Below are 16,897 nucleotides of genomic sequence, written 5' to 3'. Positions count from 1 at the left end.
GGGGCTTTTTGTTAGCGGTCGCTCAGGCGGCTGCCTGCGCGTAATGCTGATCCATCCAATCCTGAATATGCTCGACTTGATCGGCACTCAGCCTCAGACCCAACTTGTTCCTTCGCCAGACGACATCCTCGGCTGTGCGTGCGTATTCCTTGTCGATGAGCCAGACGAGCTCTCGTGCAGTCAGAGATGCGCCAAAGGCTTCCCCCAAATCCTCAACATTTTTCGCATCACCCAGAATAGAGCGAGCCTCGGTGCCATACGCGCGCACCAGGCGTTCGGCCCAGGCGCGGTCCAGAAAAGCAAAATCGGCCTCCAACCCAGCCACAAGATTCTGCACGCCATCGACGGGAAAATCGCCGCCCGGCAGCGCGACGCCCGCAGTCCATGGTCCGGGAAGATCAGGGAAATGCTCGGCCACTTTTTCCAATGCGCTTTCTGCCAGCCGCCGATAGGTCGTGATCTTGCCTCCAAAGACATTCAACACCGGCGCACCGCCTTGCGTATCCACCTTCAGCGTATAATCCCGCGTCGCAGAGGTCGCACTGGTGGCCCCGTCGTCGTATAGGGGGCGAACGCCAGAATAGGTCCAGACTATATCGTCACGTGTAACCGGGTTCTTGAAATACTTCGTTGCAAAGGCGCAGAGGTAATCCTGCTCGGCTTCTGTACACACCGGAGGTTCGTCGGGATTCACATGATCCTGATCTGTCGTGCCGATCAGCGTATAGTCACGCTCGTATGGAATGGCGAAGATGATCCGCCCATCCTCACCCTGAAAGAAATAGCATTTATCGTGGTCAAAGAGTTTGTGTGTAACGATATGGCTGCCCCGCACCAGCCGGACACCTTCCCGGGAATTCACCCGGATCTTTGATTGGATGATATCGCCAACCCACGGACCACCCGCGTTGATCAGCATTTTAGCCTGAACCACTCGGCTCTCATTGCTGTCCCTGTTCCGGATCGTCACATGCCACAAGTCACCGACACGCTCGGCTGACAGAACTTCGGTCCGGACTAAGATTCTGGCCCCGCGTGCCTCGGCATCGCGCGCATTCAGAACAACGAGCCGAGAGTCTTCGATCCAGCAGTCGGAATATTCATAGGCCGTTTCGAACTTATCTCGCAGGGGCACCCCTTCGGGCGACGTTTTCAGGTTCAAAGAGGTAGTGCCCGGCAGAATTTTACGGCCACCGAGGTGGTCATACATGAACAGGCCAAGCCTTATCAGCCACGCCGGTCGCCGCCCTCGCATCCATGGCATGAATGTGCTCAGCAGACGCGATGTAGGTGTTTCGGAATCAAACCGCATGTCCGCGTGATATGGCAGTACAAACCGCATCGGCCAGCTGATATGCGGCATCGCCCGCAGCAGTGTTTCCCGTTCGATCAGAGCTTCGCGCACAAGGCGGAACTCAAAAAACTCCAGATATCGCAACCCGCCATGAAACAGCTTGGTCGAAGCCGATGAGGTCGCCGAGGCGAGATCATTCATCTCCGCCAATGTGACCGACAGGCCCCGCCCTGCGGCATCACGTGCAATGCCGCAGCCGTTGATCCCACCGCCTATGATGAAGAGGTCGGTGACCTGGTCGTTCTGCCGTTCCATATCCGGATGATTCCCCATTGTGGAAAACGCAAGTTCATTAACCTTATGGACGCTCGTTTCGTCAACGTTGATTTTCGTTTTTTTTCGATTTTAGCGATCACGAAAGGTGCCAAATAAAAAGAAATAGCCAAGAAACTTAGACTACCTGTTGCAAATCCACGAAATTAGAACAAAAACGAATATACCCATACAGGAGCAAAAATGTCCCTTTCCTTCCGCCAGTCAGACATTCTGAATATCGCCAGACAGGAAGGCCGTGTAATGGTCGACGATCTCGCCGTGCGATTTGATGTTACCGTTCAGACCATTCGCCGCGACCTCTCGGAACTGGCGGACTCGGGTAAGCTGGACCGCGTACATGGCGGTGCGGTGCTGCGATCCGGTGTATCCAATATCGGGTATGAGGATCGGCGCGCCCTGAATGCCGAGGCAAAAGCTTGCATCGCTCAGAAATGTGCGCAGGGCGTTCCTGACGGGGCATCAGTCTTCATGAGCATCGGCACCTCGACCGAAGCCGTCGCACGTCAGTTGTTGGGCCACAAAGACCTGATGGTGGTGACCAATAATATGAACGTCGCCAATATACTTGTCGAAAACCCCGATTGTCAGATCGTTGTGGCCGGCGGCGTTCTGCGCCGCGCGGACGGGGGATTGATCGGCAACCTGACCATCTCGACAATCGAGCAGTTCAAATTCGACTACGCGATTATCGGATGTTCTGCTTTGGACGCAGAAGGCGACCTGCTGGACTTCGACTTTCAGGAGGTGCGGGTCAGCCAGACAATCATCGCGCAAGCCCGCCGAACCTGCCTTGTGGCCGATCAGTCCAAATTCCAACGCACCGCTCCGGCGCGCATTGCCTCGTTGTCGGAAGTGGATACGTTCTACACCGATCACTCACTTCCCAAGGACCTGACACGGAAATGTGCCGAGTGGACAACTCAGGTTACATTGTGTGATTAACCGTAAGCAATTCGCATTAAACGAGAGTTTCTCAATCAAATTCTTGCCAGACGTTTAGCCGCCTGACACTATCCTCTTATATTGCAATCGTTGCACGGGAGGGGAGGACCGGGCCATGATAGCGCTTTTATTTGCGTTGCTTACAGCCACTATGGGGCTGAACTACTACAGAAAAACTACCGCGGCCAACGTGCTGTTCTTTTTCACTCTGGCGTTGAGTGTGTACTGGCTGAAGTTCCACGCAACCAGCCAACTTTCGATCCAGTTGTAGGGGGCCGGGATGACACCAGAATTGTCACGAACTCTGAACGCGTTTGGAATGCTGGCCGTCAGCCTTGTTCTGTTGCTGGCCCTAATCTATCAACTGAAACTCTTTGAACTACCCTGCCCTTTGTGCCTGCTGCAAAGGGTTGGCTTTGTTGCCGTGGGTGTTGGTCTGGGCCTGAACCTGCTTTATGGCCCCCGCCCCCAGCACTATGCGATAATGCTGATCGCTGCGCTTTTCGGCGGCAGCGTTGCCGTCCGGCAAATTCTTCTACATATCGTCCCGGGCACGGGCCACTATGGCTCACCTGTTTTGGGCCTGCACTACTACACCTGGGCCGCGATCTGCTTTTTTCTGATCTTGCTTGGCACGGCGTTCATGCTGCTATTTGACCGGCAATACGCCGGCGAAACCGAGGCCAAACCCCGCTTTGGCGGCAGTATTCTGGCCAAATCCGCCTTCTTCATCATGTTGGGCCTGGCGGCTATAAACGCTGTTTCAACTTTGCTGGAATGCGGCCCTGGCATTTGCGCCGACCCGCCCACCAGCTACAAATTGATTGACGAACTGGGTGACAACGGCTGAGGATGGGGCAACCTTCCCAAAAGGAGGCACGAGCATGGGGTTATTGGGGCAGCCACTCGGCTACTATGACTATCTGACATTCGTCGCACTGATCTTGTTGCTGGCCGCGGTAATGGGATTGTTCCTGTTCGTCATGGGATTGCCGGGGCGCATCGCTATCAAACGCAATCACCCTCATGCCGAAGCAATAAAGATTATGGGATGGATGGGTTTTTTGGCCATTGTTCCATGGGTCCATGCCTTCATTTGGGCGTTCCATGATGGAACAGTGGTTGATATCCGCCGCATGCCCGATGAAGAACGGGACGCAGTACGCAAGGAAATCAAACGGTTGGGCGGCACTTTGAACGAGGAATACCGCGACCCTATGGATCCCGACGAGACGCAGAAAAGCTAAGGCCAAAGGAAACTACATAATATGTTCGTCGCCCTCGGCATTACGCTGTTCTACATCATTTTCGTCTGGTTCATTTTCTTCAAAGCGAAGTGGCTGAAATTCAGTATCACCTGGGGGATCGTTACCTTTTGGGTGGGTGCGCATCTGCTGCTGGTCTTTCTGGTCGCGCTGCGGTTCTTTCAACCCTATTCAATCGACAGCCATGTTGTCCGTTCGACCATCCAGATCGTACCGCGGCTGACCGAACCGACGATCCTGACGGAGGTGCTGGTCGAGCCCAATACCGACGTCAAAAAGGGCGATCCCCTCTATCGCTTTGACGACACGGTGTTCGCGCTTGAGGTCGAAGAGGCCACGGCACAACTGGTTGCCGCCGAGCAGAACGCCAAAATACTCGAGCAAGACGTGATTGCCGCGGCCGAGGCAATCGAACGGGCCAACGCGCAGCTGGCTTATGCCCTGACACAGCAAGCGCGCTATGAAAATCTGGTGCCTGCCGGTGGTGCGCGTCAGGACGAGCTGGATCGCTGGAATGAACAGGTCACCGAAGATCAGGCGCAGGTGAAGGAGGCCGAGGCCAATCTGGAAAAAGCGCAGCTGGCGCTGGATTCTCAGATCGACGGGGTGAACACGGGCATCCTTCAGGCGCAGGCGCAGTTGGAAAAGGCCCAGTATTTCCTTAACAACACCACGATCTATGCGCCCGAAGACGGCATGATCGTCTCACAACAGGCCCGTCCCGGCCTGGTTGTCGGTGATATCAGGTTGGGCGCGATCGCCAGTTTTGTGACCAAAGATAACCCGTACATTCTGGCCACCTACCGTCAGCAGAACCTGAAATTCGTTGAGCCCGGTCAGGAGGTTGAGGTCGCCCTGGACCTTTACCCCGGCGAGATTCTGACCGGTAAGGTCGAGGCGATCTGGTGGGCGACCAGACAGGGCCAATACCTGCCTTCAGGCCGCCTGCCTGGCTTTGAGCTGCCGAAACTGCCGGGCCGCATCGCGGTGCAGATCTCGGTCGACATCCCTGATAAGCACACCTTCCCCGCAGGTGGCCACGCGGCTGTGGCGATCTATACCGGGCAAGGAAAAAGCTTTGAGTTCCTACGGCGTATCAACATACGACTGTACTCTTTCGCCAACTTCATCCGACCACTGGATATCTGAGGACACGTGACATGACCCGGGCCAAACTACAACGCAGACTGATAGGCACCGCCCTCTGCGTAGCCCTGCTGGTGGGCTGCGCGCCGGTTGGTCCGGATTTCGTGCGCCCGAACTCTCCGGTCGTGAAACAATGGATCGAGGTGAACAGCCCCAGCGCCGGACAAAGCGGCTTAACCTCGCGCAGTGCCCCGGTCGTGAAGTGGTGGGAGACGTTCAACGACCCGACCCTGAACAAGCTGATCGCCGAAGCCTATGCCCAGAATCTGGACCTGCAGGTGGCTGGTGCGCGCGTTCTGCAGGCCCGCGCACAACTGGGTATCGCTTTCGGAGAGCTTTACCCGCAATCGCAGGCCATCGGCGGTTCCATCGAACGACGTCAGGTCAGCGACAATTTGGGTCCGGTTTCGGATATTCGTCGCATCATCCCGCTGGATACGGAGTTCTCAACCTCACAGGTCGGCTTTGACGCACAATGGGAGCTGGACGTCTGGGGCCAGCAGCGCCGCGGCGTTCAGGCCGCCCGGTCCAACCTGGCACTGCAAGTTGCCAATTATGACGACGCGCTGGTCACGCTGACCGGCGACGTGGCAGCGCTCTATGTAAACATCCGAGCGTTGCAGGAGTCGCTGGCAGTTGCGCGTGAAAATATTCGGCTGCAACAGGAATCCGCAGACCTGACCGAATTGCGCTTCAATAACGGCGTGACAACCGAACTTGACGTGCAGGAATCCACCGCCCTGCTCAACAATACCAAAGCGCTGGTGCCCGAGATTGAAAGCGACATTCAACAGGCCAAGAATGCGCTGGCCGTTTTGCTTGGCCAGACGCCATCGCGCATGACCAGCCTTCTGGGCAATTCGGGGCGCATCCCAACCGCGCGCTCCAACGTGGCTGTCGGCGTTCCGGCCGAGCTGCTGCGTCGCCGCCCGGACGTGCGTGCAGCTGAACTGGCAGCGGCCACGCAGTCCGCTCAGGTCGGTATCGCGCTGGCGGATCTGTATCCGCAGTTCATCCTGTCCGGCGCGGTCGGACTTCAGGCGTCGGGAGGCCGGGACTTGTTCTCGTCGTCCAGTTCTACCGGGTTGGCAAATGCCGGTGTCGTCTGGAACGTGCTGAATTACGGCCGGATCAAGAACAACGTGCGCGCGCAGGATGCGGCTTATCAGTCGTTGATTGCCAATTACCAGAATACCGTTTTGACCGCCTATTCCGAGGTTGAAAGCGCCATGGTCGCCTATGCGCAGTCACGCAAACAGGTCGGTTTCTATGAAAACAGCGTCGCCGCGTCGCGCAAAGCTGCTGACATTGCCGTCAGTCAGTACCGCGATGGGATCGCCAGTTATTCCCGTATCCTGAACACGCAAACGGCGCTACTGAGATCTCAGGCCAATTTGATCGAGGCGCGGCAACAGGTTTCAAGCAATCTGGTCGCGGTCTACAAGGGCTTGGGCGGCGGCTGGCAAATCCGGCAAAACCAGGAATTCCTACCCGAAACTGTGTTGGCCGAGATGGCATACCGCACCGATTGGGGCGATCTTCTTGAGAAAACCCCAACACGCGCCAGCCTGAACTGAATCTTACTTCGTCAGCCCACGCAGCCCACCAGAAATCAGGATGTTCACCTCGTACAGAATACGCGGAGCCGCCAGCCCACCAGGACTGGCCAGGTAGTTCGGGCTCCATTCCGGATCGAACTTCTGCTTGAAAGACCGCAGCCCTTCAAAGTGATAGAACTGTTCGCCATGTTCATAGACGAACCCGCCGATACGGTTCCAGATCGAGGCCAGTTGCCGGTTCTCGATCCCCGAAAACGGTGCAGCGCCAAGCGAGAACCAATGAAACCCCTGCTCTGCCCCCCATGACATCATCTCGGCAAACAACGCATCCATGACGAAGCTTGGACTGTCGGGTTCATAGCGCATCAGGTCCAGCGACAGCTCGGATTTATGACCGCCCTGAAACAGATTGGCAAAGGCAACGATCTCACACGTGTCGCCATTCCTCAGCACGGCATGGTCGAAATATGACAGGTAATCATCGTCGAACCCGCCAAGGGCAAAGCCCTTTTCCTCGCCTGCTTTTTGCTCAAGCCAGTCATCAGAGATCTTACGCAGTTCCGGCAAAACAGAGGCCAGTTGATCTTTGGGTATAATCTCGAACACATAGCCTTCCCGCTCGGCCCGGTTCTTTGCCTGCCTAAACCGCTTGCGGGATTTTCCGTCCAGCGAAAAATCGTTCAGCGGTACGCGCGCCACCTCACCGATTTTCAGGATGGACAGACCCAGATCCAGAAAGGTCGGCAGGTATTTGGTGGAAACGCTGTAAAACGCGCAAAGTTTGCCCTCCCGATCCGCCATTTCGCGCAATTGCCAGATCAACTGTTTACCGGCAGTTTCGTCTCCCACCGGCTCACCCTTGGTGATCAGAGCGTTGCCAGTGTCGGCATAGGCCAGAAACGCAGTTTCGTCCGGTGAGATCAGGAATTGCTTGTCACCGGTCAGCGATATCTGAGCTTCAGTGTCCTCGCTTTCCAGCGCCAGACGTTCAACAACCTCGGGGATCTCTGTCCGCACCGGCGGCGGAATTTCGCGCCCGAACAATGAGTTCACGGCAACCACACCAAGAATAACCGCCACCACCAGGCTTGAGCGCAAAAATCGTGAGGCGTTGCCATTCCATGCGAACTCCCACCACAAGGAGTTCTGATACTCGACATGGGAATAGGCAAAAAGGCCAATCCAGAAGATAACGGCGAGCAACGCAATGACACTCACCAGCCACGGGATGTTCAGGCGGAAAATCGATGCGCCGCTGACGCGATAAAACGCGCTCCGAAAGGTGGCCAGCAAGGCGATGGTACCAAGCATGGTGATTGCCTCATGCGTATCCAGACCTTTTGTCAGCGAAGCTACAAATCCGGCTACCATCAACAGCATGGCCACGACCCAGGCGCGGTAAAGTTTACGGAACAACCCGCGTGATATCAGGATCAGCAATACTCCTACAGCGCTGCCGGCCAGGTGTGAGGCTTCGACGAAAGACAGGGGCAGGAAATTGCGCAGGACGCCGAGGTTCTGGCTGCTTGACGGCAAGGCTCCTGACACCAGCAGAACAACCCCGGCAACTGCCGCGACACCCGCCGCGACCATCGGAACAATCGGGCGAATGACGCGGTAAACCCATGTGGCCGCACCGCTGATGTGGTGCCGGTGTGTCAGGGCCGAAGCAATGGCAATGGACAAGCTGGCGATGGAGAACGGCAAAAAGGTGTAAACCAGCCTGTAAAGCAACAGCGCCGCGATCACATCCGATCGGCCCGAAGCGCCCAGCCCCGCGATCAGCGCGGCCTCGAACGCGCCAATCCCGCCCGGCGCGTGGCTGAGAATGCCGACGGCAATGGCGCCAATGTAAATCGTAAAGAAGAATGGATAACCGACCCCAAGGTCATCCGGCATCAGCACATAAAGCGTCATGGACGCCCCGAACAGGTCGCCGACTGCGGCCAGCGTCAGCAACCCCGCCAGTTTTCCGCCGGGCAGATTGAATCCAAGCCCGCCATAAGCCAGCCTTCGGCCACCTTTCGCAAGCCACAGAAAAAGGGTTATCACCGCGGCAAGCAGACAGAGGCCAATGATGGTTTCCGTTGTGTCACTGATTGGCAGAAGGTTGGACACCCCATCCGGATGCAGGGTCAGCAAAATGCCCAGCAGCAGCACAAACCCCGACCAGAATGCAATCCACGACGTAGCGATGACACCGGCGACCCGGCCCAGATCCAACCCAAGTGACGCATAGATCCGGTATCGGATCGCAGTCCCCGTAATATAAGAGAACCCAAGGCAATTCGACACAGCGTAACCGCAGGCCCCGGCCATGCCAGCAACAGGCAACGGAACCTCTCCGTCAGCCACGCTTTGCACTGCAAGAACGTCATAGAGTGACAAGGACAGAAAGCTCAAAGCCGTGAAGCACAGGGCGTAAAACAGCAGTTTCCAGGACGTATTGGCGACATCGGTCTGAACGTCGGACCACTTTACATGCGAGGACAGCTCATGCAGCACAACCAGCGCAATGAGTGTGACCAGAATCGGTATCGCTATCCTGACCCAGGGTTTTTCAAGAAATCCCGTGACCTTTTCGGCCCAGCGAACGGCCCAGAGTTCTTCACCTGTATCCTGCGTGGTCATGGTTTTTTTCCTGCCCTGAGGTACTGCAATGATCCCTCGCGCGGATGGGGCGCGCAGGTCAATTCTTGCACATTTTCTTTGAACCTCAAAGCACTACAAGGGATTACACACGTCCTTTGCGCGTAGAAAGCAGCAGGTTGGTTTCGGACCGTGTTATCCCTTCCATCCGCCGGATTTGAAACAGCACCTCGTCCAGTTCGGCCAGGGTCTCGGTTCCGATTTCGGCGATAAGGTCCCAACTGCCATTTGTGGAGTGCACAGCACGCACCTGACGCATGGCGGCAATCCTTGCCATTGTTCGCTCGGTTCCCCGGCCTTCGATTTCCAGCATCATCAATCCACGCACCGGGCTTTGCGCCACGTCCTGCCGGGTAAGAACGGTAAAGCCGACAATCTCACCGGATTGCTTCAGGCGTTGCAGCCGACTGCGTACCGTGGTTCGCGTCACCCCCAGTATTTCAGCAAGCTCGGACAGCGAGGCCCGCGCGTCCCGATGCAAGGCACTGAGCAATCTACTGTCCAAATCGTCCATATCTGTTTCTCATTTCGATATCCGCAGTTTCATTTTGGACATTTTGATCTCTTCTCGCAAGCCATCGCGAAGGTTTAAATAACCATATGGACAATACACACGTAATTTTGGTTGGCGCACCCATGGACGCGGGCAAGCGCCGTCAGGGGTGCCGCATGGGGCCTGACGCCTATCGGGTTGCCGGGTTGGAACAAGCCCTCACGGACCTGGGGCATAGGGTGACAGATATTGGCGATATCCGTCCTGATAAGACAGATGTAGCGGATCACACGCATTTGTTTGCCTTGCCCGAATGTATCGGCTGGACCAGCGCCCTTAGCCGCGCGGCACAGGACGCAGCCCCCAAGGGTCTTCCAATCTTCATGGGCGGCGACCACGCCCTGTCGATGGGAACGGTCACAGGCATGGCTGCCCATGCAGAACAGCGCGGACGCCCCCTGTTTGTGCTTTGGCTGGACGCCCATAGCGACTTTCACACGCCCGACAGCACCGGCAGCGGCAATTTGCATGGCACACCTGTCGCCTATTTCACAGGTCAACCCGGCTTTGACATCTTCCCGGCGGTGCCTGCGCCCGTCCCAACGGATCGCGTCGGTATGATCGGCTTGCGATCTGTTGATCCGGCTGAACGCGCACGGTTGGAGCAGGATCACGCCATGCTGGCCGACATGCGCAGCATTGATGAGCACGGGATCAAGACGCCTCTTATCGCATTTCTGGACCGGGTCCGCGCTGCAAACGGAATTCTGCACGTCTCACTGGATGTCGATTTTCTGGACCCTGCCATTGCTCCTGCTGTCGGCACCACAGTCCCCGGCGGCGCGACCGAGCGCGAAGCTCATCTGGTGATGGAACTGCTCCACGAAAGCGGCCTCGTGTGCTCGCTGGATCTGGTTGAGTTGAACCCGTTCCTCGACGAGCGGGGCCGCACTGCGAAATTGATGGTCGATCTGGCTGCTTCATTGCTTGGACGCCGTATCTTCGACCGCCCGACCCGGAGTTTCTGATGATATCCCTGCAATCCCCCTCGGCAGTGGTTATGATCCGCCCCCATGCGTTTACCTCTAATCCGGAAACACGCGACGACAACGCGTTTCAAACACTGGCAAACCGGTCTGCCGAGGCGACATCGGCAACCGCGCGGGACGAACATGACCGAGCCGTAGAACAGCTGCGTGAAGCAGGTGTAACCGTTCATGTTTTTGACGATCATGGTGAGCTGAACACGCCCGACAGTGTCTTTCCCAACAACTGGTTCTCGACCCATCCCGGCGGGCATGTTGCCATCTATCCGATGTTCGTTTCGTCGCGTCGGCGCGAACGCCGCAGCGACGTCGTCGAGTTGCTGAAACAGAAATACCGTGTTCAGGACGTGATTGACTATTCCGGATTGGAACAAGACGACCTTGCGCTTGAAGGCACCGGTGCCATGGTTCTGGATCACGTCGGTCGTATTGCCTACACGGTCAAATCCAATCGTGCAGACCCGGTTCTGCTCGAGCGGTTCTGCACGCATTTCAACTATGAACCGATTGCGTTCGAAGCACGGGACGCCGAAGGACGGGATGTCTATCACACCAATGTCCTGATGGGGATTGGCACGCATTATGCGCTGATTTGTCTGGACATGATTACTGATCCGGTACGCCGCGCAACGGTTCGGGCCCGACTGGAAGAATCCGGTCGCACCGTCATCGATCTTTCGCATGAACAGATCGCCAATTTCGCCGGAAACGCGATTGAGCTTAGCGGACGCGACGGCTTGGTGTTGGCACTGTCCAGCCGCGCCCTTGATGCGTTGACGCCCGAACAGATCGCAATAATCCAAGCCAGCGCCACACCGCTGCCGCTGTCGATCCCAACCATAGAAACAGCCGGGGGATCAGTGCGTTGCATGATCGCCGGTGTTCACCTTTCCCGCCGATAGGAGACCATGATGCAACCTTCCGACAAGGCCCTCGTGCCCTTTGTTTCCGTCGACAACATGATGCGTCTGGTGCATCACATCGGGCTTGAGAAGATGATCACCCAGATCGCCGCCCAGATCGAAGCCGATTTCAAACGCTGGGAGAGCTTTGACAAAACACCGCGCATCCCGGCTCATTCGCCGCATGGTGTAATCGAGCTTATGCCCACTTCGGATGGTGAGGCCTATGGCTTCAAATATGTGAACGGTCACCCCAAGAACACGTCCGAGGGGCTTCAGACCGTGACCGCCTTTGGCCTGCTGGCCGACGTCTACACCGGTTACCCAACACTGCTGACCGAAATGACGATGCTGACCGCGCTTCGGACAGCTGCGACCTCGGCGCTGGTTGGTAGCTATCTGGCCCCGAAATCCGCAACGACCATGGCGATGATCGGTAACGGCGCGCAATCAGAATTCCAATGCCTGGCGTTCAAGGCGATGTGCGGGATCGACACTGTGCGGCTTTATGACAGCGACCCCAATGCCACCAAGAAATGTGCCGCGAACCTTAGAAACTCCGGTTTGACGACTGTAAAATGCAAAACCGCCGAAGACGCAATCGAGGGCGCGGATATCATCACCACCTGCACGGCCGACAAGAAATACGCGACAATCCTGACCGACAACATGGTCGGACCCGGCGTGCACATCAATGCCATCGGCGGCGATTGCCCCGGCAAGACGGAGCTGCACAGAGATATCCTGCTGCGGTCCGAGATCTTCGTCGAATTCCCGGAACAGACCCGCGTTGAGGGCGAAATTCAGGCGCTGGATGCCGACCATCCGGTCACCGAGATGTGGCAGGTCATGACCGGACAGGCCAAAGGCCGCAGCGACGACCGCCAGATCACCCTGTTCGACAGTGTGGGCTTTGCGATCGAAGATTTCTCAGCCCTGCGTTTTATCAAGACCGCCATCGAAGGCACTGATTTTTTTGAACCTCTGGACATGTTGGCCGACCCGGACGACCCGCGTGACCTGTACGGGATGCTGATGCGGGCAAACTGAAGAACCCGCACATCGCAGCACCTTGCCCCCGGTTCATCGCCGGGGGCTTTTTTATCCGGCCAGAGATGGCAGGTAGAGAACGATACCGGGGAACGCCACCAACAGTGCGATGGTGACGGCATCCGCAATGAAGAACGGTGTCACACCTTTAAACACGTCCTGAACGCTCAGGTCCGGACGAACGCCAGCGACAACAAAACAGTTTAACCCGATGGGCGGCGTGATCAGACAGAATTCGGCCATCTTGACCACAAGAATGCCGAACCAGATCGCACACATCGGACCTGACATGCCAAAAGTGCTTTCCGCGGCGCTGACGGTTTCTCCTCCATTCAAGGCCATGACCGCCGGATAGACGACCGGCAATGTCAGCAGCAGCATCCCGATTGCGTCCATGAACATGCCCAGCACCGCATAGGCCAGCAGGATGCAGATCAGGATCAGCATCGGCGACATTTCCAGCGAAGTGATCCAGTCCGAGAATACGCCCGGCAGGTCGGCAAAACCGAGAAACCGCACATAGATCAGAACGCCCCAGATAATCGAGAAGATCATGGCGGTCAGCTTGGCGGTTTCCAGCAATGCTGATTTCAGTTGTTCCCAGCGCATGCCGTGAAACAGGGCAAAGCAGAAAACGATGAAGGCTCCGATGGCGCCGCCCTCAGTAGGAGTGCCCCAGGCTTTTTCTCCGAACGGGTTGTAGACAAAGCAGATTATGATCAGGATCACGGCGACAATCGGAAACGCGCCGGGCAAAGACGCAAACCGCTGCTTCCATGAAAACCCTGTGACGGGCGGCCCGACAGTTTTGAAAAAGACCGCAATGCCCACGATCAACAACCCGTAAATGACCGCCGAAAACGCCCCCGGAATGAACCCCGCCAATAGCAGTTTACCCACATCCTGCTCGACAATGATCGCATAGATCACAAGAATAGCAGATGGCGGGATGAGAGAAGCCAGCGTGCCGCCCGCTGCAACCACTCCGGCGGCGAATTGCTTGTTATAACCAACCTTCAGCATCTCAGGGATGGCTATCCGGGCAAACACGGCAGAGGTGGCAACCGACGCGCCCGACACAGCAGCGAAGCCCGCGGTTGCGAATACAGTCGAGACCGCCAGACCACCCGGCACCCAGGCAACCCAGCGCTTTGCAGCCTCGAACAGCGCGCGGGTCAGGCCCGCGTAATAAGCCAGGTAGCCGATCAGAATGAAGGTTGGGATCAGGCTGAGCGTATGCGCGGCCACTTTGGAATGTGGCACCTGCCCCGCCGTCTTGACCGCAACCGTCAGGGCCTTGCCAAATCGGTCGGGGTCATAACCAAATTTGGCCCAGAAAATCCAGACCAGCCCCACCAGTCCCGCCAGACCTGCGGCAAAGGCTACGCGCATCCCGGTGATGACCAGAACCAGCAGACCGCCCGTGACCCACAGACCAATGTCAATCGTGTCCATCTGCTAGTCCTGCCCTTCGAGCTGCTCGGCTTCGGCGGCGGCTTGTGCGGCAGTGTCCTGAATCAAGGGCACGGCCACCGGATTCTCGAGCCCGAGTACGAAAGCGCGGCCATAGCCCCAGACCTGAAGAACCAGCCGGGCACACAGGACCGAAAACGCGACGGGTGCCAGAAGTTTGGCGGGCCATAGCGGAATACCGATGTCGATCGAACTGTCCCGGCTCCAAAGCGGCGCGCCGAAATCGAAGGAGCGGTCGAAATGGGACCAGCTGCCCCAGACCAGCGCCAGCATCAGAACAAGAATTAGGATGACCGAGATCAGTTCGAACAGCCAGAGCGCCCGCCCGTGCAGGCGCGAGATGACGATGTCCATACGGATATGGCCGCCGTCACGCTGCACATAGGAAACGCCCAGAAAGGCAATCAGCGGCATGGCCTGCTCAATCCAGTCCACATAGCCCGGCAGCGGCGCATTGATCGCGTTGCGACCGCTGACCGAGACTACGGCCAGCACCATCAAACCGAACACGGCAAGCCCGCTGATCAATGCCAGAAAACGCTCTAACCCCAAAAGAAGGCGGTCCAGCCGACTGAGGCCACTGCCATCCTCGAGCACCGTGGCTTGTCCTGCCATTCCGGTGTTCCCCTGCTTTACGATTGGTGTCCGGGTGCCCTGTCAGGCACCCGGATAAGGCGATCAGTTTCCGCCGCGCTGTTGCTTCAGCGTCGACTGGACCAGATCATAAAGATCCTGCGCGGGGATACCCTGCGCGGACATGTCCGCAATCCATTGCTCGCGGATCGGGTCAGCGGCCTTGGCGCGGAATTCCTCAATCACGGCGTCGTCGATCTGCACTTTCTCGACACCTTTCTCGCTCAAAACACCGTCCCACTGCTCAAGAAGACCGCCGTAATTGGCGAGGTAATGGTCAATCGCCTCGTCAATCGAGCTGTTCAGCGCTTCGCGATGTTCCGCCGGCAACGCTTCATAGGCTTCGATATTCACCACAACCGGGCAGTTGACTGTGCCGGGGTTCAGGTTGGCCGTCCACCAGTCAGCCTCGTTGATCGTGCCAAAAGACAGGTGCGCGTGCTGCGCAAAAGCGACCGTATCGACAACACCGGACTCCATGGCATTGAACGCTTCGGTTGCGGGTACCGAGGTCGGAACACCTCCGACTGCTTCAAATGCCTGACCCAGACCACCCGTGGCGCGCACACGCATGCCGTCAAACTCAGCCAGTTCGTCGCGCGGGTCACCTGTTCCGACCAGATTATACTGCGGCATGGGCGACGTCATGATGATGCGCGCGTTCCACTGCGCCATCTCATCCTTGACCGCCGGATGGTCGTAAACCGCGTGGCTGACGGCCACTTCTTCTTCCAGCGTATTCACACCCAGAAAGGGCAGTTCCAGCACCGTGATCGCACGGTTCTTGTCACGGTGATACCCCGCGCAGAACTGCGCCATCTCAAAGGCGCCAATCTCAATTCCGTCCAGATTTTCTTTGGGCTTTGAAAGACCGCCATAGCTGACGTTGATCGTGAAATCGCCGCCGGTCTTTTCGCTAACCAGTTCGGCAAGTTTCTCAACATGTTCTGTAAATGCTCGGCGCTTGCCCCAGACCGAGGCATTCCATTCGGTCGCGGCAACCTCAGTCACGAATGCAACACCCAAGGCGGCGACAGCGGCACCGCTCAACATCTTTTTCATCATGATTTCTCCCTATACTGCGCTCTTTGTCCAAGCGCTTGGCATCAAAGCTAGCGCCAACATCGGAATGTGCCAACCCCTGCAAGGAATTGCGAATCCACGGCAACAGCAGCCCTCAGTCGCTAACAACCGAAAGATGAATTTGAAAAGAAGCAAATTGTGGCCCACCCCACCCCAACAACAGTCGAAAAATCATTACACGTATCTATTTGTTTTATTGTTATTTTTTAAGCATTTTTTGCTTTTTTTCACCAATTTACCAAACATGAAGAAATTTTTTTACAAACAAACTCAAAGATTCCGGTAATTTATTTCATTGTTTTCAGTTCCCCGTATTATTCCTATCGGGGAGGAAACGGGTCGACATCGCCTGATCAGCGGGCAAAATTCGAACCAGTGAAATCCAGTCCATAGGGAGGAGCCCAGTATGACAACCGCTGCCCAGGCAGATGCCAAGGTCTATCCGCCGTCCGCAGAAACAGTTGCGCGTGCACATGTCGATTCTGACAAGTACGATCGGATGTACGAGGCATCGATTGAAGATCCTGTTGCGTTCTGGGATGAGCAAGGCAAGCGGGTCGACTGGATCAAGCCTTATACCCAGGTCAAGGATGTCAGTTATGCATTCGGGTCTGTTGGCATCAACTGGTATGCTGATGGCACGCTGAACGTATCGGCCAACTGCCTGGACCGTCACCTGAAAACGCGCGGCGATCAGACCGCGATCATCTGGGAACCGGACGATCCGAACGACGCGGCGCAGCACATCACCTATGCCGAGCTGCACCGCCGCACCTGCCGGATGGCCAACATTCTGGAATCGATGGGCGTGCGCAAGGGCGACCGGGTGGTGATCTATCTGCCGATGATCCCCGAGGCCGCCTATGCCATGCTGGCCTGCGCGCGGATCGGTGCGATCCACTCGATCGTGTTCGCTGGCTTCTCGCCGGACGCGCTGGCGGCGCGGATCAATGGCTGCGACGCCAAGGTGCTCATCACCGCCGACGAAGCCCCGCGCGGCGGGCGCAAGACACCGCTGAAATCCAA

General features: G+C 57.0%; 16 protein-coding genes. 10 read left to right on the top strand and 6 right to left on the bottom strand.

Going from position 1 to position 16,897, the window contains the following annotated elements; translation table 11 throughout:
• Positions 1-22: 22 nt before the first annotated feature.
• Positions 23-1,609, bottom strand: a complete 1,587-nt coding sequence (gene glpD, locus GOX66_RS04790) for a glycerol-3-phosphate dehydrogenase (protein WP_170760139.1) — start codon at positions 1,607-1,609, stop codon at positions 23-25.
• Positions 1,610-1,810: 201 nt separating this feature from the next.
• On the opposite strand from glpD, the gene GOX66_RS04785 reads away from it, so the two are divergent.
• From GOX66_RS04785 to GOX66_RS04760, 6 genes are all read left to right on the top strand, one after another.
• Positions 1,811-2,572 carry a DeoR/GlpR family DNA-binding transcription regulator gene (locus tag GOX66_RS04785; RefSeq protein ID WP_170760137.1) on the top strand — a complete coding sequence of 254 codons (762 nt, stop codon included), beginning with the start codon at positions 1,811-1,813 and terminating at the stop codon, positions 2,570-2,572.
• 115 nt (positions 2,573-2,687) lie between these two features.
• Positions 2,688-2,843, top strand: coding sequence for a DUF5993 family protein (locus GOX66_RS04780; RefSeq protein ID WP_170760135.1), 156 nt, complete (start codon positions 2,688-2,690; stop codon positions 2,841-2,843).
• 9 nt (positions 2,844-2,852) lie between these two features.
• Entirely contained in the window at positions 2,853-3,422 is a 570-nt protein-coding gene (locus GOX66_RS04775) for a disulfide bond formation protein B (RefSeq protein WP_170760133.1), read from the top strand.
• A gap of 34 nt (positions 3,423-3,456) precedes the next feature.
• Positions 3,457-3,819 carry a DUF3302 domain-containing protein gene (locus GOX66_RS04770; protein WP_170760131.1) on the top strand — a complete coding sequence of 121 codons (363 nt, stop codon included), beginning with the start codon at positions 3,457-3,459 and terminating at the stop codon, positions 3,817-3,819.
• A gap of 21 nt (positions 3,820-3,840) precedes the next feature.
• Positions 3,841-4,986: an HlyD family secretion protein gene (locus GOX66_RS04765; RefSeq protein ID WP_170760129.1), complete on the top strand. Its 1,146-nt coding sequence runs from the start codon at positions 3,841-3,843 to the stop codon at positions 4,984-4,986.
• An 11-nt stretch (positions 4,987-4,997) separates the two neighbouring features.
• The gene (locus tag GOX66_RS04760) at positions 4,998-6,560 is read left to right on the top strand and encodes an efflux transporter outer membrane subunit (protein ID WP_170760127.1); all 1,563 of its coding nucleotides are present in this window, start codon (positions 4,998-5,000) and stop codon (positions 6,558-6,560) included.
• 3 nt (positions 6,561-6,563) lie between these two features.
• On the opposite strand, the gene mprF is transcribed toward GOX66_RS04760, so the two are convergent.
• On the bottom strand, positions 6,564-9,173 hold the full coding sequence (gene mprF, locus GOX66_RS04755; protein ID WP_170760125.1) for a bifunctional lysylphosphatidylglycerol flippase/synthetase MprF: 2,610 nt from the start codon (positions 9,171-9,173) through the stop codon (positions 6,564-6,566).
• Between the two features lie 103 nt (positions 9,174-9,276).
• Positions 9,277-9,705 (bottom strand): Lrp/AsnC family transcriptional regulator, encoded by a 429-nt coding sequence (locus GOX66_RS04750; protein ID WP_170760123.1) that lies wholly within the window; start codon positions 9,703-9,705, stop codon positions 9,277-9,279.
• Between the two features lie 86 nt (positions 9,706-9,791).
• On the opposite strand from GOX66_RS04750, the gene rocF reads away from it, so the two are divergent.
• From rocF to GOX66_RS04735, 3 genes are read left to right on the top strand one after another with little or no spacing between them, the layout of a single operon-like run.
• Positions 9,792-10,712 (top strand): arginase, encoded by a 921-nt coding sequence (rocF, locus tag GOX66_RS04745; RefSeq protein ID WP_170760121.1) that lies wholly within the window; start codon positions 9,792-9,794, stop codon positions 10,710-10,712.
• The gene (gene ctlX, locus GOX66_RS04740) at positions 10,712-11,632 is read left to right on the top strand and encodes a citrulline utilization hydrolase CtlX (protein WP_170760120.1); all 921 of its coding nucleotides are present in this window, start codon (positions 10,712-10,714) and stop codon (positions 11,630-11,632) included. The genes rocF and ctlX overlap by 1 nt, the downstream gene beginning before the upstream one ends.
• A 6-nt stretch (positions 11,633-11,638) precedes the next feature.
• Positions 11,639-12,682, top strand: a complete 1,044-nt coding sequence (locus GOX66_RS04735) for an ornithine cyclodeaminase (protein WP_170760119.1) — start codon at positions 11,639-11,641, stop codon at positions 12,680-12,682.
• A 51-nt stretch (positions 12,683-12,733) separates the two neighbouring features.
• On the opposite strand, the gene GOX66_RS04730 is transcribed toward GOX66_RS04735, so the two are convergent.
• The 3 genes from GOX66_RS04730 to dctP all read right to left on the bottom strand — a co-directional run bounded on the left by GOX66_RS04730 (position 12,734) and on the right by dctP (position 15,850).
• Positions 12,734-14,137 (bottom strand): TRAP transporter large permease, encoded by a 1,404-nt coding sequence (locus GOX66_RS04730; protein WP_170760118.1) that lies wholly within the window; start codon positions 14,135-14,137, stop codon positions 12,734-12,736.
• Between the two features lie 3 nt (positions 14,138-14,140).
• Entirely contained in the window at positions 14,141-14,770 is a 630-nt protein-coding gene (locus tag GOX66_RS04725) for a TRAP transporter small permease subunit (RefSeq protein WP_170760117.1), read from the bottom strand.
• A gap of 63 nt (positions 14,771-14,833) precedes the next feature.
• Positions 14,834-15,850, bottom strand: a complete 1,017-nt coding sequence (dctP, locus tag GOX66_RS04720) for a TRAP transporter substrate-binding protein DctP (RefSeq protein WP_170760735.1) — start codon at positions 15,848-15,850, stop codon at positions 14,834-14,836.
• A 427-nt stretch (positions 15,851-16,277) separates the two neighbouring features.
• Here dctP and GOX66_RS04715 point away from each other — a divergent pair.
• Positions 16,278-16,897, top strand: a 620-nt coding sequence (locus tag GOX66_RS04715) for an AMP-binding protein (protein WP_170760116.1), incomplete at its 3' end; no start/stop codon positions are given.

It is taken from the genome of Ruegeria lacuscaerulensis, from assembly GCF_013031245.1.
In the GTDB taxonomy this organism is placed as follows: Bacteria; Pseudomonadota; Alphaproteobacteria; order Rhodobacterales; family Rhodobacteraceae; genus Ruegeria; species Ruegeria lacuscaerulensis_C.
Note: the sequence above shows the minus strand (reverse complement) of the source record. Positions and strands in the feature narration are given on the sequence as shown.